Raw genomic sequence first — 20,366 nt, 5'->3', positions numbered from 1 at the left:
AGATTAAAGAAAGAATTTTTTAGTAAGGGGAGAAGAATGAAAAACATTCGTTTTATCCATGCAGCAGATTTACATTTGGATAGTCCTTTTCAAGGGTTGAAAAATTTGCCCGAAGTATTAGTAGATCGAGTGAAAGAAAGCACCTTTGAAGCATTACAAAGGATTGTGTTACATGCAATTGAATATCAAGTAGATTTCGTTATATTTGCCGGGGACCTTTTTGACGGTGAAAATCGTAGTTATAAAGCTCAATCTAGATTAAAAAAAGCTTTTGAAGAATTAGATTACTATGGGATCGCATGCTATATTATTCATGGTAACCACGATCATTTAAAAGGAAATTGGATATCGCTTACTTGGCCTAAAAATGTCTTTTTTTTCAAGGGTCAAGTAGAGTGTTTTGATTATAAAAAAGAAGAAATTACTGTACATATCTACGGATTTAGTTATCCAGAAAAAAGTGTAACTGAGAATATGACAAGCTATTATCAAAAGGTTGGGAATGCTAACTTTCATATTGGTATTTTACATGGAACAGCAGAAGGTCAAGAGGGACATGATTCATATGCACCTTTCTCTGTAAAACAACTATTAGAAAAGAACTTTGACTACTGGGCATTAGGACATATTCACAAAAAGCAAATTTTACATCAGAAGCCATATATCGTTTATTCAGGTAACACTCAAGGAAGACATAAAAAAGAGTTAGGTGAAAAAGGGGTGTATTTAGTAGAGTTATCAGATACAAATACAACAACACTAACTTTTTTACCCACATCACAAATTTATTGGGAAGAGTTCGTTGTATCAATAGACGGAATTGAAGAAGTTGATATACTAAAAAATCGTTGTGAAGTTATTTTAGAAGAAGCTAATAGATTTCAAAAGGGTCTATTTGCTATATTACGTTTTACTGGTGTAGGTCCATTACATGATTATTTAATTGAAGAAGTCGATGATTTAATTGAAATTTTAAATATCGGCCAAGAAGAAAAGAGTTCATTTACATATGTTATCGATAAGAAAGTAGAAACCATTGGCCAATGGGATAGAGAGCAATTAAAAAGGGAGCAACATTTAGTAAAAGATATCGTTACTGTTGTCGACCGATTGTTTGATCGTGAAGAGCCCATGAGAGAAATATTAGATGAACTGTACAGTAATCCGAAGGTAAAGCGTTATGTTGAGACGTTAACGGTTGAAGAACAAAAACAATTGCTACAAGAAGCAGAAAATTATCTTTTAGCAATACTATTAAAGGAGAAGGACGAATGAAACTAGTAAAGTTACATATATACGGTTTTGGTCGCTTTCAAGATTGTCAAATTGAGTTTTCAAAAGGGCCTATTCACAGTTTTTTAGGAGATAATGAGGCAGGTAAGTCAACGATTATGGCATTCATTCGCTGTATTTTATTTGGGTTTCCTACTAAGTTGCAAAGTGAAATTCGCTATGAACCACGATTAGGTGGACGTTATGGAGGAAGTATTGAAATCGATACTCAAAGATACGGTAAGGTAACTGTTGAGCGTGTGCGTGGAAAAGCGGTTGGAGATGTAAAAGTTTATTTTAGTAATGGAAACATCGGAAGAGAAGAGACGTTGAAACACGTCTTAGGAGGATTGGATCGAAACCATTTCTTAGGTATTTATTCATTTGGACTTACAGATTTACAAAATATCGAGCAACTTGATTCAGAAGAGTTTAATCGTTTTTTGTATGGTGTAGGAATATCGGGAATGCACAGCCTTTTAGAAATTGAGAAAAAAACAGATAAAGCATTACAAGAATTATATAAACCTACTGGAAGAAAACCTGTGATTAATCAACATTTAAAAAAAGTTTCTAACATAGAAGATAAAGTAAATGCATGGAAAAATAAACTTTCTAAGCACGAGATACTAGTAAATGAGAAAGTATGTTTAACTGAGAATTTACAAACGTTAACCGATAAAAAGATGGATTTAAACAAAAAATTACGTTATTTAGAAAAACTTCAATCAATCACTCCAATCGTTTTAGATATAAAAATGTATGAAAATAGATTGCAACAATTACCGGATTTTGAGCCTTTTCCTGAAAATGGAATGCAACGTTTTGAAAAATTAAAAGATCATTGTTTGTTAGTTGAAGCTGAAGTCTCAGAGGTAAAGGAGAGGCTTGAACAAATAAATGAAGAATTAGCCAAGCTTCACATACGTGAAGATCTACCAGAACTTGAAGAAGCAATTGTAAATGTAAGGGAAATAGGGAAAATATATGAGAGTAAGCATGAAGAAAAAGGATTACTTATACAACAGCTTCGCTTCGAACAAAAAGAATATGAAGTGATGAAGGAAAAACTAGGTATCGAAAGTGTTGATGTGTTTAGTTTTGATACTAGTTTTTTAGCTGAACAAAAATTAGAAAAGTTAATGGATGAAGAAGTTACACTCAAACAACAGGAAAAACTTCTCCAAACTCAACTAAAACAATCTCAGGACATCCTTGAAGAAAAGGAAATACAAGTAGATAAATTAACTGTTCAGTTACTAGATGAAGGTGAAAGAAAAGAATTAGAAAAAAAGAGATCTGAACAACGATCAGAGCTTGAACTTCAACAAGAGATACATTATGTTGACGATTCAATGCAACAAATTACAAGCCAATTACACTTATTTTCACAACCTAAAAATTCATACAAATTATACTTTTTCATTGGTGCATTTATAGTTTTTCTAGCTGCAATCTATTTTGTTATTTCACATAATTGGTATGTAAGTATATCTTTAATTAGTTTAGCAATTGGTATCTTAGTTGCTTTAAAACGTAATCCTAAGAATATCTATGCAAAAGTCGTAGAGAATATGCACAATCAAAGAGAGCAACTATCTAAACGTAGACAAAAGCTAGAAGTTGAACTTGAAGCGATTAGTAGAGAAAAAGAAAGTCCAGTAAATGATATCCTTAAAAAGGATGACCGAATTCGAGAACAGCTTTTTTTAAAAGAGTTACAATTAAAGGAAGCAAATGAAGGTTATGAAAAAGTGTGTAAAGAATTTGATAAGTGGGAGCAAGCCTATGGAAACTTTCAAGATGAACTTCAGAGTTGGGTAACTAATTATCATTATCCAAATGGGTTAGCTGCAAGTAATTATTTAAAGTTACTTAAATTGCTCGAACAGATGAAAAAGAAATGTCGCGAAATAACTCAATTAAATGATAAGTTAGTAATTATTAATAAAGATATTGAAGCAATGTTATGTAAAGCGAAAGAACTTTGTCACAACTTTAAAATCCCCTATAATAAGGATCAACACCATCAAATTATTGAAAGGTTATCTATATTGCTCAAACAAGATAAAGAGAGAGAAAAGCGTTACCTTCGCTATAAAGATCAAAAAGATGAATTAATTGAAAAATATAAAACGCTAAACTTAAGAGCTGAACATTATAAACAGGAAATTCAGAAATTGTTTGATGCAGCTACTATTAACACTGAAGAAGAGTTTTTGCGAAAAGGAAATGCTTGGAATGAGGGTCGCGAACTATTAATTCAACTTCGTGTCTTAAAAAGCCAATTAATTCCTATTGTTGATACAGATGAAAAATTAGAACAATTAGAAGGCGATGTCATTCAGTATCGCAATATACTAGAAGAAGAAATTCACATGTTAGAAGGACAAATAAAAACATGTTGGGAAAAAGAAAAAAAAATTCATGAACGTAGTGCTCAAATTGATATAGAACTAAAGGAATTGGAAGATGGGAGTAGCTATTCAAATAGTTTACATAATTTTGAAAACGAAAAGGGTATTCTAAAAGAAGAAACTAAAAAGTGGGCTTTTTATCGTACAGTCCAATTAGTAATTGGCGAAGCAAAAGCTATTTATGAGAAGGAAAGACAGCCACTTGTCTTAAAGGAAGCAAATAAATTCTTTTCATTTATGACTAATGGCGAATATAAGAAACTTTATGCTCCCATTGGAGAACAAAAATTTATTGTTGAACGGATAGATGGGCTGAGATTTGAACCAAATGAATTAAGTCAAGGTACGAAAGAACAGCTCTATTTATCAGTAAGGTTAGCACTGGCTACTGTTCATTCTAAGGAAGATTCTTATCCAATTTTTATTGATGATATATTTGTTAATTTTGATTCAAAAAGACGGTTACAATCCATATCATTAATAAAAGAAATGTCAAAAAAACATCAAATTATATTTTTTACTTGTCATCCATTTATGACATCTGAATTATCAACCAATTATTATTCTATGTCCCACTTATAAATAAAGAGCCTCACGTCAAATGATTATGAAATAATTAGGGAATTATTAAAGTTTAGATGAGTCACTTTAAAGTTGAAATAAAGTCCTATTATTCTTGGGAAATTATTCTTTTCTTCGTGGCGGTTATTTATAAAGCTGAACTTCAATCAGTGGGGGNTTTCCTTCATCCCCCACTGATTGTTAGTTCAACTTATCGGACCTTTAGGGGCAGTTTATCCCCCACCTAAACTTCTCGATTTTCTTAAGTTTTGAGGTGGGGGTCTTACTTGCCCCTTAAGAGTGGGATAAAAACAAGAACGATAAAAGCAATATTCATTTATGAATTTCAACATTCATTATTCTCGCTACTAAGATATTATTCCTAGCTACCTCGAACCGTTTGTAACTAGTATGACTTTATGTAAATTGTTATTTGTGATAATGAAATTGACTTTTTTATTAAAAAGAAAAAATCATTTAATAAAGTGTCTTTTCGACAGGCGTATAAACTGATAAAATCAGTTTATACAGTATTTATTGAATGCTTCAAACAACAATGTGTTACTACTGGAGGTTATTTTGTTGGTAAATAATGATCATGAAGTCTCAAGACATGATGATAAAGAATGGATAAGATATGAAGAAACAAAAGAGCAGTTTATACAAAGCATTGCTAATAATATGAATTTGTATGGTATTACTCCATCAATTGGCCGTCTATATGGAGCGCTTTATTTCTCGGATGAACCTATGACGCTAGATGATATGAGGGAAGCTCTAGGGATGAGTAAGACAAGTATGAGTACAGGTGTTAGAACTTTGCAAGATATGAAAATGGTTGAACCTGTTTTCAAGCGTGGTGTACGAAAGGATTTATATCGAACGGAAGCAGATTGGTATAAATCCTTTGCTGCTTTATTCTCTAGAACTTGGAAAAAGGCTACTGAAACTAATATAGAAGAAATGATCGAGGCTAAGGAAGAGCTATTAAAATTACATGAGCAGACCGAGGATGAGGAATTAAAAGAAAGTATTACTGAAGATCTTCTTCGACTAGAATACGCGCGAGGATATTATGAATGGCTTTTACGTTTTGTCCAGGTTGTTGAAAATGGGAAAATATTTGAACTTGTTCCAAAAACGAAATCATAAATCCTACTATCATAAATGGTAGGATTTTTTCTTTTACTTTAAATAAGCTTGAATTTATTATAGGATTAAAGGGTCAGAAACAAGGTGGCATATAAATACTACGCAGAAGCTATAAAACAAACAACTTAGGCGCGTGCTTTATTTATTCTATCGTTAAATCTTATAAAATTGTTAATAATTGAGATATGCAAAGATATAAATTAAAGGGTGAGATGAAAGTGGATAATAAATATATTGTTTATTTAGTAGAAGATGAAAAAAACTTAGCTGAAATATTGAAGGCATATTTGACTCGGGAAGGTTGGGAAGTTCATCATTTTGCAGATGGACAAGATGCATATGAAGCCATTAACCATGCAACACCTCATATATGGATTTTGGATATTATGTTACCTAATATGGATGGATATCAATTATTAAAAGCAATCAAAACAAAACATGATACTCCAGTTATTTTCATTTCTGCAAGGGATAAAGATCTTGATAGGGTTCTGGGTCTTGAATTAGGAAGTGATGATTATTTAGCAAAGCCATTTTTACCAGAGGAATTAATTATCCGGGTGAAAAGAATTCTATCAAGAACGTACACTTCTCAAAAGACAGAACAAAAACGTATTGAAGTTAATGGTTACTTTATCGACCCAACTACTAGAAACATTTATGATGGCAATCACTTAGTAGAAATGACAACCAAAGAATTAGATTTGATTATCCTGCTAACTTCAAAGGTTGGTAAAGCATTTTCTCGCGAAGAAATTATCGATTACGTATGGGGCTCCGACTATTACGGTTCTGAACGCGCAGTTGATGATGTTGTTCGAAGACTTCGTAAAAAATTACCTCGTCTACATGTAGAAACACTTTATGGGTTTGGATATCGGGTTTTATCTTCATGAAAAAAGTGAATTTAACACAAAGAATTTGGCTATCGTTTATTTCATTAATACTTTTAGTTGGATTATTGTTAGTTGTTGTTTATCCAATTTCTGTAAAAAGCACTTTAACAGCAGAAATGTACCGTATTATTGAAAAGGAACAGGAACGATATACAGCTCCTTCTGAATATCAACCAGAAGCTGATTTTAATGAAAGGCGAGATGCTGAACGTTTAGTTATGCATTTATTTCTCGCAAAGGAGTATGGGCGACTTCAAGGAGAACCTGTTCCGTTTGAAGTGTTTATTGAAATGAAAGACCGAGCATATAAACAAATGACAGACTATGGTAGCTACGAGTTAACCTATGATAATTCAACATTATTTTATGTTGTGAAAAAAATAGATACGTATATGGGCGAAGTTTATCATATTTCTTATATGTGGGATTCATATCGTGATCAAATGGTAAATCAATTATGGGAGAGACTACTTTATATATTAATTCTTGCGAGTTTACTAAGTTTAATACCTGCATTTTGGTTGAAAAATTATTTGCGTCAACCACTCACTATATTAGGAAATCACTTTGAGCAAATTGCTAATCGTAATTGGCAAGAACCTTTTGAATGGAGAGGAGATCAAGATTTTCAGAAACTCTCTTTTCAATTTGAGCAAATGCGGCAAAATTTGATAAATTATGATAAGGCTCAAAAAACGTTTATTCAACATGCATCGCATGAACTTAAAACACCGATAATGGTTGTGAAAAGCTATGCTAAATCGGTTAAGGATGGCATTTTTCCACAAGATAACATTGAACAAGCTATGGATGTAATTATTGAAGAATCAAACCGAATGGAAAAAAGAGTAAAGGATATGTTGTACTATACAAAACTTGATTCTATTAAGGAAGAAATCATTCATAGAGAAGAAATTATCTTTGGATCAATTGCTTATCAATTACAAGAACGTTACCGAGTGCAGAGAAATGATTTATCTTTTATTATTGAAGGAGCCGAAGTGACTTTCTATGGGGATAAAGAGCAAGTTCAAATATTGTTAGAAAACCTAGTAGAAAATGCCTTACGTTATGCTCAGGCGACGATTACTATGAAAGCATTAATTGTTAATGATACGATTGAGATTACGGTTTCCAATGATGGAGAACATATTCCTAGCAAAGAGCTTAGGCACATCTTTACACCATTTAGAAAAGGAAATAAAGGACAGTTTGGCTTAGGTTTAGCTATTGTAAAAAGAATTGCTGAATTACACGGTGGCTATCCAACGGTCATAAATGAGGAAAATGGAGTAAGCTTTAAAATATATTTGCCATTGTAAAGTTTTTTTCATCAGTGTTTTTTCTAATCCGATTATTGTAATGTAAAAGAAAAAGAAAATAACAGCTAGATAAAAGTTGTTTTATATTGAACGTTAAGGAGCAGTTGTTCTATATGGAGCTTCTCGCCTTTAGGTAGAGGGTACATATTCCTTAACAGTAGATCAAAATGAAGAATTGGTGGTGTCTAGATTGCATAAAGGGATAGCCCATTTTCAAGTGGGAGAGAAAATAGACGGATATTTATTAATAAAATCAGTTGCAAAGGGTGTAGCTAGTAATGGAAAACCTTTTTTAACACTACAATTAGGTGATCATACAGGAGAAATGGAAGCAAAATTATGGGATTGTAATCCAGATGATGAAACGACGTTTGTTAGTAGTACGATCATTCATGTAACAGGGGACATCCAAGAATACCGCGGCAAGCTACAACTTAAAATTAAAGGTATTCGGCCAACAACTGCAATGGATCACGTAAAATTAGCTGATTTCTTACAATGTGCTCCAATTGACCCAGAAGAAATGTTTGCAAAAATTACTCAATATATTTTCGAAATGAAAAATGCAAATCTTCAACGTATCACTCGTCATCTACTAAAAAAACATCGAGAGGCTTTTCTTGAAATTCCAGCAGCAACGAAAAATCATCATGAGTTTGTTTCTGGTCTAGCTTATCATGTTGTTTCCATGTTAGATTTAGCAAAAGCACTAGCAAATCTTTATCCTTCTCTTGATACTGATTTACTTTATTCAGGGATAATTTTACATGACTTAGGAAAAGTTATCGAGTTATCAGGACCTGTTGGTACTACTTATACAGTGGAAGGGAAGCTTATTGGTCATATTTCAATTATGGTAAACGAAATTGGGCAAGTTGCAAACGAGTTAGCTATTGAGGGAGAAGAAGTCATGGTTTTACAACATTTAGTGTTGAGCCATCATTCAAAGGGGGAATGGGGAAGTCCAAAACCTCCATTGATCCGAGAGGCTGAAATTTTGCATATGGTCGATAATATTGACGCAAAAATGAATATGTTAGATCGTGCGATGGAAAGAGTAAAGCCTGGAGAATTTAGCGAAAAATTATATGCTATGGATAACAGAAGTTTCTATAAACCTACCTTTTCTAATTGAATGATATTGCTTTGAGGCTACAACGTAGGAGTTAGTTTTGCCTATGATAGTATTCTCTAATAAATTGGTATATCTATTAATAGACTAGAATAGACTATTACTATTACAAAACTATTAATAGAGGTGAAGATATGACCCCGGTAAAATTTATTCGAGTTATTATAGGTGTATTGATACTTTTATTTTTAGTAAAAACTTTATTTTTAGTAACTCCTATAGCAGTCTTAGTCGAAACGAGTCCGTGGTGGGTTTATCTATTGTTGGCTGGTATTATCGTAAGTGGTTATTTATCGTATAAATACTCCAAGGAAGATAAAGAAATGGAGCAGCTCTGGATTGAACAAGAAGGTGAAATCTTTATGGAACCTATTCGTGAGAGGCGAAAAAACAAACAAATTATTAATGATTAACGAAAAAAAGAGTTGACATTATCGTCAGCTCTTTTTTCGTGATCGTATTAGTAAGCTACATAAACTGCACCAATAATTACTAATAGAATAAATAATACTAAGATTAACGCAAAACCTACCCCTGGACCTGGTGCTGGTGGTGTTGGAGGTAAACATCCTGTCATGTTAAATCATCCCTTCAGCTTTTTTTTGATGAGGAAATTCCTCTCTTAATCACTCTATGTAGGAGATATAATTTTCGTACTGGGCTATTATGGAAATTTTTTATTAAGTTGTAGGTCCGACGATATAAACAACTTTATTAATGGATAAATTGTAAGGTTGTTCTACTGTAGCAGAAAACATAAAAAACACAAAGAACGGTAATCCTTTGTGTTTTTCAAAAGTTTTAGTTGGTAAAGAGATGCTTAAATTGCTTATCCTTAATATTAATTCTTGCATTTTCCATTAATTCTCTTTGAACTTCATCAATTGGTCTAGCTTGTCTTCGTGATAAAAGTTCTTCTAATTCTTCTTTTACATCCTCAAAGCTTTCTTCAAATGGTGTACGGTCAGTTACTTTAATAATGTGATAGCCAAAGTCGGATTGAATAGGATCGCTAATTTCACCAACTTCAAGTGAGAATGCAGCTTCTTCAAATTCCGGAACCATTCTACCACGTTCAAATGAGCCTAATTGACCTCCTTCAGCTCCACTTCCTGGATCAATGGAGTGTTCTTGGGCAAGTTCGCTAAAGTCTTCACCATCGTTAAGCTTGTCTAGAATTTCTTCAGCAGTCTCCAGGTCAGAAACTAAGATGTGACTAGCTTCTACTTCTTTCCCTGCCTCATACTCTTTAAGAACTTCTTCTTCTGTGATTTCTACATTTTGACCTGCAATTTTTTGAATCACTAAATGTTGTTTAACTAAAGTAATGAACTCGCTTTCATCATTGAAGCCTTGAACTAGCAGAAAATTAGTGAAATCATCATCGTCAGTAAGGTCATATGTTTCTCTAACCTTATCAAGTTCATTGTTAACATCTTCTTCAGTAATGTTTAATTTTTCTGCTTCAGCTTCAAATACCTTCTCTTGTACTAACATGGTAAGAACCTGATCACCATTAGCCTCTTTTAATTGGGTAATAAATTCAGCCTCTGTAATCGTAATACCTTCAACTTCTGCAATAACACGATCTTCAGTAGTATTAGCGCCGTTACAAGCAGAAAGTGCGAGTAATCCAGTTAAAGCGAATGCTGTTATTAACTTTTTCACGTTCTACAACTCCTCTATCATATTCTTCTAGTTTACACAATGATTACTATAGCATAAAAAAACAATAAAAGAAAAAAGTAACTAAAAAATTTTATTTAATATGAGTTTGACAAAACATTGTAATAAAAAATCCTCTTCAATTTAAGTGAAGAGGATTTTAATATAAGATGAAGTTAATAGTATAGTAATTAGAACATTTATAGTACGGAAAACTTTAGGTTGCTTTTCTTCAGGGATTTCCTTCTGAAGGCATAATGAATTTGTCATAGAATTAATCATGAATAAGATAAATAAAGCAAAGGGAAAATAAAATATTAGCATAGTTACCTCCATGTCCGTAGGATTCCAACTATTACTTTATCATTTAATTAGAAAAAAAGATAGTTTTTTAGTTGGAAATAATACTAATACTAAATAATCAATATATCCGAGTGATATGTTAGAATTTCTCTTTAAGTTCTGCTAGTTCTTAATATACGGTATCCATTTTTATAGATTTGAATATATGAATCTTTAGGGGCTTTGACAATTTGAATTAATGGAATGATGTCATAAATACATAGCCCTATATTTACAGCTGCAATTAAGGAGATATAATGCAATAATTGTGGTGCTAGTAAAGAGCTGGTTATTGCCAAAGTAGTAATCATTATAGTAGGAAATAGTAGAACAATTATAGCTAGGTACTTTGGTACAGGATTAGGAACTTTTCCAGTAACTATTGGTACACCTTTTATAACTTTTAATATTAATTTTATTTTTTTATTTGCTATAAATAATGGTATATAATGAAATAAGGAATGAATTGGAATAATAATATATATCGATACAATAAAAAATATAAAACCAAGATCATGTAAAGCTGTATTAGAAACAAAGGTTCTAAAAATTAAGTAGTACAAAATAAAAAATGAAAGAAATGCACTTGAAGAAAAGAAAACAATTTTACTTTTGCCATATTGTTCAATAACGTTCACGGATTTATAACAAAACATAGTAAAAAAAACTCCTAACATTTTAGACATACTTGATTAATTTACGCTTTTTTTATTAGGATTTCAATACTTTATTGAAAAAAATACAAGTAATTTTTTAGGATTATTTCTTTCCAATCCTTATTATATTCAATGTATAATAAGGATGGATCTTTTTATTATGAGAATGTTGTATTCATTTGGAATTTATTGAATTTCATGCAACTTAAGATACTATATTGTAGGTCCCATTTAAGTATAGATTGATGCGGCTCAATAAATGGGATTATAAAATTCACTCAATTACAGTTTTTCATTGTATAAGAAAGGGGGATTAGATGGATCCGAATAAGCCAAACGGTAGTAAAGAATTATACTTGATACAAACCCCGAAAAAAATAGAAGTATTAATGAATGAGGTTATTAACAGAAGAAATGCTGATAGAGAACTTTCCTGTGAGATGTTGGAACAACTTCAAGATTTAGAAGCTTCATCAAAAAAATTCAATATGAACGATGTCACCCACATTGCTCAGACGTTATTAACTATGGTTAAAAGTGGATACTTGCCACTTTATATGGAACGTGCATTTTTGCATTTATTAGATGAAATATTACTTATTTTACAAACTCCTACGCAAATTCAATATCGTTTGCCTAAAATAAAAGATGAACAAGTCTTACAATTAGTAAAAGAGTATAATCATAAAGACCATCCAAAAACTTTATTAATTATTGAAGATGATTTGCTTTTTTTAAACAAAATTGCTCGCCTATTATCAGAAGCTGGATTTAATGTTTTAAAATCACATAGAGGTAATCTAGGACTTCAAATTATTGATGAAACATTACCAGATTGCATTCTCTTTGGAGTAGATTTAGTCGATATTACAATAGAAGAGTTAATTGAAAAATTAAAGCGAAAAGTCAGTGATTTCTTTGTGCCGATCATTGCGATTGGTGATAAAAATCAAACTAAATTGATCGAAAAAATTAAATTTGAGACCGACGACTCACTCTTAAAACCTTTTATCATGGATGATTTATTCTTAAAAGTAATGAGATTAACTGATAAAGCTTTACGTATGAAAAATCAAGTGAACATAGATGAGTTGACAGGAATTTATTCAAGAAAATTTATGATGGAGCGACTCGAATATTACTTAAGCAATCATAATGAAAAGCAATTTGTTCATTCTGTAGCTATATTTGACTTAGATTACTTTAAACATGTGAATGACAAGTATGGGCATTCGGTTGGCGATAAAGTATTAGTAGAATTTACAAAGTTTATTAGAGGGAAAATAAGGAATACCGATATCTTTGCTCGTTATGGCGGTGAAGAATTTATTTTATTAATGCCAAGAACTGAGGAGAAAAACGCTTGGAAAAAACTGAATTCATTACGAAAAGAGTTTTCAAATTTGCATATTAAAGTCGGTGATAAAGTTATTCAACAGACATTTAGTGGTGGAATTGCATCCGCCCAGGCTAATATAAATAATCCTGTTGAAATATTAAATTTAGCTGATATAGCACTATACGTTGCTAAGAATAATGGGCGTAATCGAGTGTTCATATATGAGCCAAAAATGAAGCTGAAGAAACAACAATCGAAAATTTTAATTGTTGATGACGATAGGTTTACACGGCAAATATTGTTGGACGGGCTAAATGAGGAAGAGTGGTCCTTATTAGAAGCCACAAACGGTAGGGAAGCGCTTGAAATTGCTAAGCGTGAGCATCCAAAATTAATATTACTTGATGGCTTGATGCCCGAAATGAATGGTTACGATGTTTTGGTTGAAATTAGGCAGAATATTAGGTTTAAACAAACAGCTATTATCATGTTAACAGCAAACCAATCTGAGGAAAATATTGCTAAAGCGTTAGATGCAGGGGCAGATGATTATATTACAAAGCCATTTTCCTTAATAGAGCTAAAAGCAAGAATTAACCGTTTCTTAGTAAGATAAATTTGGACAACTCGATAAATAAACTGAAGAAAAGGGGGAAGTCAGTTAATGGAAACGAATGAAGAAAAAATTCTAAAATTGGAATTCTATCAAGAGCTACTTCTTTCCGTAACAAATACTGCTTACCCTTTTTATTCTTTGATAATAAATAATAAGTTATCAAAAAAAGAAGTAGAAGAAATATTCTATCTTTGTAAACATTTGAATAATGAGTATGAAAAACAAAAAGAAGAGGGGTTTGTTACGTTCTTCCCTCTTCTTACACATTTTGTTGGTATGCTTAATTATAAACTAGACCCCTTTCAGACGTTAGGGGCTTTACATGATCAAGGTATTTATCGTGATTTAACAAATGAATTAATAAAGGCTAGTAAACAAACTTAACTTGTTTCAGCTTTCACGTTAGATGTGCTAATTAAACATCCGTTTTCTTCACTAAAGTCTTGCTCCATTTTCTCTAATGTTTTTTCAAATATAACCATAAAGTCGGGGCCGTAAATATGTCTTACTATTGTCATGACCTCAGAGAACTCAGGGAATTTTCCGTAAAGTTCTTTAATTGGTAAGGCACCTTCATAAATCCCATATTCTCTAGGATCGAATACTTCTAAAGTATCTAGTAATAACTTTTCACCTTCGTCAGTTAAGCATATATAAGTATTACGCTTATCATTTTGTTTCTTCGAAAAAGTTAAAAGTCCTCTTTCCTCAAGTTTTTTTGAGAAATTAAATGCAGTTGAGACGTGCATGACCCCAAATTTAGCGACATCAGAAATAGAAGCTCCTTCAAGGTGATAGGCAATTAATAGGATATGATGTTCATTAATATTCAAATCAAATGGTTTGATCCAATTTTGCCAATCCTTCTCTATAGATTTCCACAATGCTTTACTTAATTGAGCGACCTTATGGGTAAATATAATTGATTGTTTGATGGAGTATGGCGAATTCTTATCCATATAAAACCTCCGTTGTATTATAGGATTTAGAATATTCATTACTTTTTTAGTAAAATGATATATACATAATATCACATAGTAGAATTTGAAAACAACAAAAAATTTAAATTTATTTTATTTTCTGATAATATTTAGCGCATTAAGACTTTAAAGTGTAACAATTTCAAAATAGAACTAAGGCTTCCGTCATGTAGTTTACTTTATGACAGGAAGCCATTATCGTTATAAAAACCCACCTTAAACTCCACTTAGGACTACCTCTGGTTTATTAGTTACTCTGTAATATACCAGATAGTTTAATGTAGATAAGTTATTCAATTCATATAAGAGGTTTTTTAATCTCTCTTTCAAGTTGATCTATAGTCTCGTGAAGTTCCTGAATACTTTTTTGGATATCTGTCATAGTTGGCTCAACATCTTTTTTCCATTCTTTAATTGAGTTTTGGACTTCATTTGAAACACTTTTTATTGTTGTTGAGCCTTCCTTTGCAACTGTTTCAACTTGAGATTTAAGTTTTAACGTTTTTTCTTTGACACAAGAGAGTGAGTTAATAAGCTCATTTGCATTAGTAACAACTAATTTTTGTACTTCTGTACCTGATTTTGGTGTAGCCAATAATGTAACTGCACCAGCAATAATACTTCCAGTTACGAAACCATAAAAAAGTGATTTTCCACTCATTAGCACCATTCCTTTCACCATAATTAGAGGTGTCCGTTTTTTTATAGATTACCACATTTTAGAAAATGTTTGAATAAAATAATGATATTTCTATAATATTTCTATAATATTCCAATAATATTCCTTTAAAATTTGTAATATTATCTATAAATAAACAAATTCCACAAAAAAGAGGAGGGGGTTACATGTATAGTTTTGTGTTTGCCTTAATCTCTTTAGCTATGGTTTTATTATACGGAATGCTTCACACGTTCTTATTCGTCAATAAGATGAGACAAGAGTTGGAAGATAAAAGAAAATATTTGCGATATGGAAGTATTCTTGGTATTTTCGGATGTGTAAGCTTATGTTTAGGCATTATTCTATACTTTTACGGAGTTGGATAATCCAACTCCGCTTTATCTTTGTTATGCGTTTGCTTTTTGAAATTTAATCATAAAGTTACGTAATGCTTCACATGCCTCAAATGGAACGGCATTATAAGTAGATGCTCTGCAACCGCCTACTGAACGATGCCCATTTAATCCGACAAATCCAGCATCTTTAGCCTCTTGTAAAAATTTCTTGCTTAATTCATCAGAAGATAAATTAAATGTAATGTTCATTAGTGAACGACTGTCATTTTGGGCATGCCCTTTATAAAATCCATTACTTTCATCGATGGCATTATAAATAAGAGCTGCTTTATCTTCGTTTAATTTTGCAATGGCTTCTACCCCACCTTGATCAGTAACCCATTGTAGAACATTTCTTAACATATAAATTGCGAAAGTTGGTGGTGTGTTATATAAAGAGTTATTTTTAGAAAACGTATCATATCGTAATACTGATGGAACTTGATCATGACTTCTTTCAAGTAAGTCTTTACGGATAATAACAACAGTTATACCAGATGGACCTAGATTTTTTTGAGCACCAGCATAAATCATAGCAAAATTATTAATAGGTAATGGTTTACTTAAAATATCACTTGACATATCGGCAATTAACATATTGTCTTTAACGGTTGGGAATTCCTTCCATTGCGTTCCAAAGATCGTATTATTTGAAGTGATGTGTAAGTATCCATCCTCTGGTGCAACGTTAAGTTCAGATAATTTAGGGATACGGTCATAATTGGTTTCTTTAGCACTAGCTGCAATAGAAGTAGCTCGTCCAAGTATTTTTGCTTCCTTGATTGCTTTTTCTGACCACGCCCCAGTTAAGACATAGTTTCCAATTTGCCCCTCAGCTAAAAAGTTCATTGGGATCATCGAAAATTGTAAACTAGCACCGCCTTGTATAAAAAGGACTTCGTAGTTATCAGGTATTTGTAAAAGCTGTTTCAATAAAGATTGAGCTTCATTATGAACAGCCTCATAATCTTTACTTCGATGACTTAGTTCCATTACAGACATTCCTGTATCTTGGAAGTTTACTAATTCTTCTTGGGCTTTTAATAAAACCTCTAATGGTAATGCAGATGGTCCAGCATTAAAATTGTATGCTCTTTTCACTGTTTTCCACTCCTAACTTCTTTCATACATTTATACGTTAAATGATTAAAATAATATTTTTATCCTACCATGTTAACTGTAGAATTTGCTATTATTTTTTTAAAAATTCACAAAATATTTTCAAGGGACAATAGAGGGAATTTTTACCACATGTTAATGGGTAGTAAAAAACTTTTGATTCTCTGCGTTTTTATAAAGATTAATTATTTAATTTAATGTATTTCATCAGCACATAAATCTATATCTAGTGGTAACTAGATTATAGATTTATGTGCTCGGTTATGGTAATTATGACAGTCATTTAATTGAAGAGGAAATTTCAGAAGCAATTTCTTGTAAGTCTTCTTTTTTATATTGGGAGCTATGATCATGCCATACAGCACCAAAACCATCACCTTTTCCATATCTAGGTATTAAATGTAAGTGATAATGAAATACTGTTTGACCAGCAATTTCACCATTATTATTTAATATGTTCAAACCAAGTGGTTGATAAGCTTCTTTAATAGCATTTGAGATCTTAGGTACAACACTGAATAATTCCTTAGCTGTTTCTGGCTTTAATTCAAAAATATTTTCCTGATGTAGCTTTGGAATTACGAGTGTATGTCCTTTTGATACTTGACTAATATCTAAAAATGCCAGAACGTGCTCATTTTCAAACACTTTTGCTGCTGGAATGTCTCCATTTACAATTTTGCAAAAAATACAATTCTCATGCATAGACATTTGGTCCATCCTTTCAAATCTTTTTATTTTGATGAAAATTTTAACAAATTTTATCATAAAAATGAATGAAATGCGACCACTGTGAAAAGTTTCCTTTTATAAGATAATTTGTTACTATATTTATAGTGAATTTTTCTAATATAAGGAGAATGAGATGAGTACATTGTTGGAACTAAATCATGTATGTGGTGGCTATCATAAGGGCAAATCAGTTTTGCACGACCTCTCTTTTTCTGTTAATAAAGGTGAAATAGTAGGATTAATTGGGTTGAATGGTGCAGGTAAAAGTACAACGATAAAGCATGTCTTAGGATTAATGGAACTTCACAGTGGTGAAATAAAAATAAATGGAAGAAGCTTTCTAAATTCTCCAAATGAGTATCGTCTTTCTTATTCTTATATACCTGAAACACCTATTTTATATGACGATTTAACATTACAAGAGCATTTACATGTTACAGCTATGGCTTATGGATTATCACAGGAAGAGTTAAAAGAAAGAAGTAGTCATCTTTTAAAAGAGTTCCGTATGGAAAAAATGTTAAATTGGTTTCCGGGCCACTTTTCAAAAGGAATGCGTCAAAAAGTAATGATTATGTGCGCTTTTTTATTATACCCACCACTTTATATTATAGATGAACCTTTTATAGGCTTAGATCCTATTGCTATAAAATCTTTATTAAATCATCTTGTTCTAATGAAGGAGCAAGGTGCTGGAATTTTAATGTCTACTCATATTCTTTCAACTGCTGAAAGGTATTGTGATCGCTTTATTATGTTACATCACGGGAAAATTATAGTTGAGGGAACATTAGAGCAATTAAGGGAGAAAACAAGTATGCCAGGTGCAGCGTTAGACGATATTTACATTGAAATAACAAAGGAAGGCTAATATGAATACTACTGAAGAATTATGGAGTCAGCGTGCAAAAGATTATTGGAGTAGGGCAATAAGATATTTACGCTTAATTGGTAACAGTGGATTTTTGTTTACAATATATTTATCAATCATCGTTGGGAGTTATTATTATAGTGAATTGTTAAAGTGGCTTCCTGAGTGGTTTCCCGCTGCTCTATTTTTAGCTACTTTAACTGCGGTATTTGTAACCAAAAGTCCGCTACGAACATTTCTAAAATCAGCTGATGTTGTTTTTCTATCACCAATAGAAGGCAAATTACAAGCATATTTTCGTTTTTCTTTATTTTATTCATTTATTGTACAAAGCTTTGTTATTATTTTCGTAATAGTGTTATTAACGCCGATGTACCGTCATTTTATTGTAGATGATGCAAGCTCACTGATATTTATCATTGTAGTATTGCTTATTAGCAAAGGGTGGAATCTTATTGTTCAATGGGAGGAAGCTAGATTATTATTTTTAGGTATACGGCAGGCGCATACACTTATGCGTTTTATTGTTAATTTAACATTAACATATTTTCTTTTTTCAGGAGCATCAATATATTTTATCGTTGCTTTAGTTATTATGAAAGGATTATTACTATTACTTTATTATCAACATATAAAGCAGCGGCATAGTTTGAAATGGGAGTTTTTAATAGAAGTAGAAGAGAGAATGGTTATGTTTTTTTATCGTATCGCCAATATGTTTACCGATGTACCTAAGTTGAGTACAAAAGTAAAGCAAAGGAAATTTTGGAGCTCTATTCCAAATTTTTTAACGTTTAATCAAACATCAACCTTTCCATATTTATTTTTAAAATCTTTTATTAGGGCTAATGATTATTTTGGTATTTATATTCGACTAACTATCGTTGCAATCGTTTTTATATTTTATGTTCAGTTTGATTACGGACGAATATTTGTAGCTCTGCTTTTTCTTTATATGTCAGCATTACAGTTATCAACACTTATGAAACATCATAATCTTACTTTGTGGATTGATTTATATCCGATAGATGTAGAAGTAAGGAAGAAAGCTTTTTCTTCAGTCGTCTTTTCTTTGCTTTTAATTAAAGTTAGTATTTTTACTTTGTTTACATTTTTAGCAACGAATTTAACAGAGGCCCTTTTTGTTTTGGTATTAGGGTTTGTATTTAGTTATCTATATTCGTACTTTTACATGAGTAAGACAAGTCAAAGTTAGTATAAGCTTTATTGTTGGAGGTGAGTGGGGAGTTGGAAGAGTTATATGAGGAAAGAGCACGAATAGAGCTGAAGCGTTGGAAAAGGAAAATGGAGAAAAAAAGCTCCCTAGCTAGCATTTATACTAGAAAGTTACAAACAAAAATAAATAACAAAATACCTGAAAAGATTCATTCGATCTTTACAATAAGTGTAAAAAATATGGTGCAAGCGACTTTAGTAGGTTCTGAGTACACTACGACAACTATTCCATTAGAAGGTGTTCCTTTACAAGAACGAGAGTTGAAGTTAGAAGAGAAAGTGAAAGTATATAAGAAGACAGCGGCATTCGAAGGTGCTGGAACAGGTGCGGGCGGCATAATTCTAGGAATGGTCGATTTTCCTTTACTTTTATCGATAAAAATGAGATTTTTATTTGAAGCTGCAAGTATTTATGGTTTTGATGTAAAAGATTATCGAGAAAGATTATTTATTCTTTATCTTTTCCAGCTTGCATATTCAAGTGACAATAAAAAAAGAGATGTCTTTGAAAAAATTAAGAGATGGGAACAAATAAAAGATGATTTACCCGATAAAGAAATATACTTAGAGGAGATAAACTGGAAATCTTTCCAGCTTGAATATCGAGATCATATCGACTTGATAAAGCTATTACAACTAATACCAGGATTTGGTGCGATTGTAGGTGCTATTGCAAACTATCATTTTCTCGAAGTCTTAGGGGAAACAGCTAAGAATAGTTATCGGATGAGATTATTAAAGTCATAAACAAAGTAACTAAAAAAGAGCTAGCTAAGGTAACGTTCCTTAAAGTGGTCCCTATGTCAAGGACACTTTGAAAAAAAGGCCTTAAATTTTGATAATTAATATCGTATTCTTCCGTTAAGGAGGAGATACGACAAAAGAACCAGTAACTCTTCTGCCTCAGAAAGTTACTGGTTCTTAAATTTTATCCGTGTCTTAGATGTATTTATGAATAGAAGTTTTATAAAGTCTATTGATAGCTTTCAAGTATTTATGTTG

The 20,366-nt window shown here is 31.8% G+C and carries 21 protein-coding genes; 13 read left to right on the top strand and 8 right to left on the bottom strand.

Annotation, left to right across the window (positions count from 1 at the left end; all coding sequences use genetic code 11):
- The first annotated feature begins 36 nt into the window (after positions 1-36).
- The 7 genes from BKP45_RS00950 to BKP45_RS00920 all read left to right on the top strand — a co-directional run bounded on the left by BKP45_RS00950 (position 37) and on the right by BKP45_RS00920 (position 9,165).
- On the top strand, positions 37-1,275 hold the full coding sequence (locus tag BKP45_RS00950) for a metallophosphoesterase family protein (RefSeq protein ID WP_071387996.1): 1,239 nt from the start codon (positions 37-39) through the stop codon (positions 1,273-1,275).
- Complete coding sequence (locus BKP45_RS00945; RefSeq protein WP_071387995.1) at positions 1,272-4,271, top strand: ATP-binding protein; 3,000 nt, start codon at positions 1,272-1,274, stop codon at positions 4,269-4,271. The genes BKP45_RS00950 and BKP45_RS00945 overlap by 4 nt, the downstream gene beginning before the upstream one ends.
- 558 nt (positions 4,272-4,829) lie before the next feature.
- Entirely contained in the window at positions 4,830-5,402 is a 573-nt protein-coding gene (locus tag BKP45_RS00940) for a GbsR/MarR family transcriptional regulator (protein WP_407639568.1), read from the top strand.
- A gap of 218 nt (positions 5,403-5,620) precedes the next feature.
- Positions 5,621-6,298, top strand: a complete 678-nt coding sequence (locus BKP45_RS00935; protein WP_245747358.1) for a response regulator transcription factor — start codon at positions 5,621-5,623, stop codon at positions 6,296-6,298.
- On the top strand, positions 6,295-7,620 hold the full coding sequence (locus tag BKP45_RS00930; protein WP_071387992.1) for a sensor histidine kinase: 1,326 nt from the start codon (positions 6,295-6,297) through the stop codon (positions 7,618-7,620). Before BKP45_RS00935 ends, BKP45_RS00930 begins: the two co-directional genes overlap by 4 nt.
- 190 nt (positions 7,621-7,810) lie before the next feature.
- Positions 7,811-8,755, top strand: coding sequence for a 3'-5' exoribonuclease YhaM (yhaM, locus tag BKP45_RS00925; protein ID WP_071387991.1), 945 nt, complete (start codon positions 7,811-7,813; stop codon positions 8,753-8,755).
- Between the two features lie 131 nt (positions 8,756-8,886).
- Positions 8,887-9,165 carry a sporulation YhaL family protein gene (locus tag BKP45_RS00920; protein WP_084787500.1) on the top strand — a complete coding sequence of 93 codons (279 nt, stop codon included), beginning with the start codon at positions 8,887-8,889 and terminating at the stop codon, positions 9,163-9,165.
- 47 nt (positions 9,166-9,212) lie between these two features.
- Here BKP45_RS00920 and BKP45_RS21340 read toward each other — a convergent pair whose 3' ends face one another.
- The 4 genes from BKP45_RS21340 to BKP45_RS00905 form a co-directional block, all read right to left on the bottom strand.
- Entirely contained in the window at positions 9,213-9,329 is a 117-nt protein-coding gene (locus tag BKP45_RS21340) for a YjcZ family sporulation protein (protein WP_084787498.1), read from the bottom strand.
- Positions 9,330-9,553: 224 nt separating this feature from the next.
- On the bottom strand, positions 9,554-10,420 hold the full coding sequence (locus BKP45_RS00915) for a peptidylprolyl isomerase (RefSeq protein WP_071387990.1): 867 nt from the start codon (positions 10,418-10,420) through the stop codon (positions 9,554-9,556).
- A gap of 141 nt (positions 10,421-10,561) precedes the next feature.
- Positions 10,562-10,741 (bottom strand): hypothetical protein, encoded by a 180-nt coding sequence (locus BKP45_RS22835; RefSeq protein ID WP_071308756.1) that lies wholly within the window; start codon positions 10,739-10,741, stop codon positions 10,562-10,564.
- A gap of 131 nt (positions 10,742-10,872) precedes the next feature.
- The gene (locus tag BKP45_RS00905) at positions 10,873-11,415 is read right to left on the bottom strand and encodes a DUF3267 domain-containing protein (protein WP_071387989.1); all 543 of its coding nucleotides are present in this window, start codon (positions 11,413-11,415) and stop codon (positions 10,873-10,875) included.
- 317 nt (positions 11,416-11,732) lie between these two features.
- On the opposite strand from BKP45_RS00905, the gene BKP45_RS00900 reads away from it, so the two are divergent.
- Both BKP45_RS00900 and BKP45_RS00895 read left to right on the top strand, forming a co-directional pair.
- On the top strand, positions 11,733-13,370 hold the full coding sequence (locus BKP45_RS00900; RefSeq protein ID WP_071387988.1) for a diguanylate cyclase: 1,638 nt from the start codon (positions 11,733-11,735) through the stop codon (positions 13,368-13,370).
- A gap of 48 nt (positions 13,371-13,418) precedes the next feature.
- Complete coding sequence (locus tag BKP45_RS00895; RefSeq protein WP_071387987.1) at positions 13,419-13,754, top strand: DUF1878 family protein; 336 nt, start codon at positions 13,419-13,421, stop codon at positions 13,752-13,754.
- On the opposite strand, the gene BKP45_RS00890 is transcribed toward BKP45_RS00895, so the two are convergent.
- Both BKP45_RS00890 and BKP45_RS00885 read right to left on the bottom strand, forming a co-directional pair.
- Positions 13,751-14,329 (bottom strand): HTH-type transcriptional regulator Hpr, encoded by a 579-nt coding sequence (locus BKP45_RS00890; protein WP_071387986.1) that lies wholly within the window; start codon positions 14,327-14,329, stop codon positions 13,751-13,753. The genes BKP45_RS00895 and BKP45_RS00890 overlap by 4 nt on opposite strands.
- 319 nt (positions 14,330-14,648) lie before the next feature.
- The gene (locus BKP45_RS00885) at positions 14,649-15,011 is read right to left on the bottom strand and encodes a YtxH domain-containing protein (protein WP_071387985.1); all 363 of its coding nucleotides are present in this window, start codon (positions 15,009-15,011) and stop codon (positions 14,649-14,651) included.
- Between the two features lie 185 nt (positions 15,012-15,196).
- Between BKP45_RS00885 and BKP45_RS00880 the strand changes: the two genes are divergently transcribed.
- A complete protein-coding gene (locus tag BKP45_RS00880) occupies positions 15,197-15,397 on the top strand; it encodes a hypothetical protein (protein ID WP_071387984.1) in 201 nt (66 codons plus the stop codon).
- A 21-nt stretch (positions 15,398-15,418) separates the two neighbouring features.
- On the opposite strand, the gene serC is transcribed toward BKP45_RS00880, so the two are convergent.
- Entirely contained in the window at positions 15,419-16,507 is a 1,089-nt protein-coding gene (gene serC / locus BKP45_RS00875) for a 3-phosphoserine/phosphohydroxythreonine transaminase (protein ID WP_071387983.1), read from the bottom strand.
- A gap of 297 nt (positions 16,508-16,804) precedes the next feature.
- Positions 16,805-17,236, bottom strand: a complete 432-nt coding sequence (locus BKP45_RS00870) for an HIT family protein (protein WP_071387982.1) — start codon at positions 17,234-17,236, stop codon at positions 16,805-16,807.
- A gap of 154 nt (positions 17,237-17,390) precedes the next feature.
- On the opposite strand from BKP45_RS00870, the gene BKP45_RS00865 reads away from it, so the two are divergent.
- The 3 genes from BKP45_RS00865 to BKP45_RS00855 are packed head-to-tail and all read left to right on the top strand — an operon-like array spanning position 17,391 to position 20,111.
- Positions 17,391-18,128 carry an ABC transporter ATP-binding protein gene (locus BKP45_RS00865; RefSeq protein ID WP_071387981.1) on the top strand — a complete coding sequence of 246 codons (738 nt, stop codon included), beginning with the start codon at positions 17,391-17,393 and terminating at the stop codon, positions 18,126-18,128.
- A 1-nt stretch (position 18,129) separates the two neighbouring features.
- Complete coding sequence (locus BKP45_RS00860; protein WP_071387980.1) at positions 18,130-19,344, top strand: ABC transporter permease; 1,215 nt, start codon at positions 18,130-18,132, stop codon at positions 19,342-19,344.
- 32 nt (positions 19,345-19,376) lie between these two features.
- Positions 19,377-20,111 carry an EcsC family protein gene (locus BKP45_RS00855; protein WP_071387979.1) on the top strand — a complete coding sequence of 245 codons (735 nt, stop codon included), beginning with the start codon at positions 19,377-19,379 and terminating at the stop codon, positions 20,109-20,111.
- Positions 20,112-20,366 lie beyond the last annotated feature (255 nt).

This window comes from Anaerobacillus alkalidiazotrophicus (genome assembly GCF_001866055.1).
The sequence above is the reverse complement of the archived record's forward strand: the minus strand, read 5'-3'. Positions and strand labels throughout refer to the sequence as shown.

Bases quoted from the DNA above. Each gene is read 5' to 3' on its own strand.
- BKP45_RS00950 (WP_071387996.1), top strand. From the start codon at position 37: ATGAAAAACATTCGTTTTATCCATGCAGCAGATTTACATTTGGATAGT.
- BKP45_RS00945 (WP_071387995.1), top strand. From the start codon at position 1,272: ATGAAACTAGTAAAGTTACATATATACGGTTTTGGTCGCTTTCAAGAT.
- BKP45_RS00930 (WP_071387992.1), top strand. From the start codon at position 6,295: ATGAAAAAAGTGAATTTAACACAAAGAATTTGGCTATCGTTTATTTCA.
- BKP45_RS00920 (WP_084787500.1), top strand. From the start codon at position 8,887: ATGACCCCGGTAAAATTTATTCGAGTTATTATAGGTGTATTGATACTT.
- BKP45_RS21340 (WP_084787498.1), bottom strand. From the start codon at position 9,329: ATGACAGGATGTTTACCTCCAACACCACCAGCACCAGGTCCAGGGGTA.
- BKP45_RS22835 (WP_071308756.1), bottom strand. From the start codon at position 10,741: ATGCTAATATTTTATTTTCCCTTTGCTTTATTTATCTTATTCATGATT.
- BKP45_RS00905 (WP_071387989.1), bottom strand. From the start codon at position 11,415: ATGTTTTGTTATAAATCCGTGAACGTTATTGAACAATATGGCAAAAGT.
- BKP45_RS00900 (WP_071387988.1), top strand. From the start codon at position 11,733: ATGGATCCGAATAAGCCAAACGGTAGTAAAGAATTATACTTGATACAA.
- BKP45_RS00895 (WP_071387987.1), top strand. From the start codon at position 13,419: ATGGAAACGAATGAAGAAAAAATTCTAAAATTGGAATTCTATCAAGAG.
- BKP45_RS00890 (WP_071387986.1), bottom strand. From the start codon at position 14,329: ATGGATAAGAATTCGCCATACTCCATCAAACAATCAATTATATTTACC.
- BKP45_RS00885 (WP_071387985.1), bottom strand. From the start codon at position 15,011: ATGAGTGGAAAATCACTTTTTTATGGTTTCGTAACTGGAAGTATTATT.
- BKP45_RS00880 (WP_071387984.1), top strand. From the start codon at position 15,197: ATGTATAGTTTTGTGTTTGCCTTAATCTCTTTAGCTATGGTTTTATTA.
- BKP45_RS00870 (WP_071387982.1), bottom strand. From the start codon at position 17,236: ATGTCTATGCATGAGAATTGTATTTTTTGCAAAATTGTAAATGGAGAC.
- BKP45_RS00865 (WP_071387981.1), top strand. From the start codon at position 17,391: ATGAGTACATTGTTGGAACTAAATCATGTATGTGGTGGCTATCATAAG.
- BKP45_RS00860 (WP_071387980.1), top strand. From the start codon at position 18,130: ATGAATACTACTGAAGAATTATGGAGTCAGCGTGCAAAAGATTATTGG.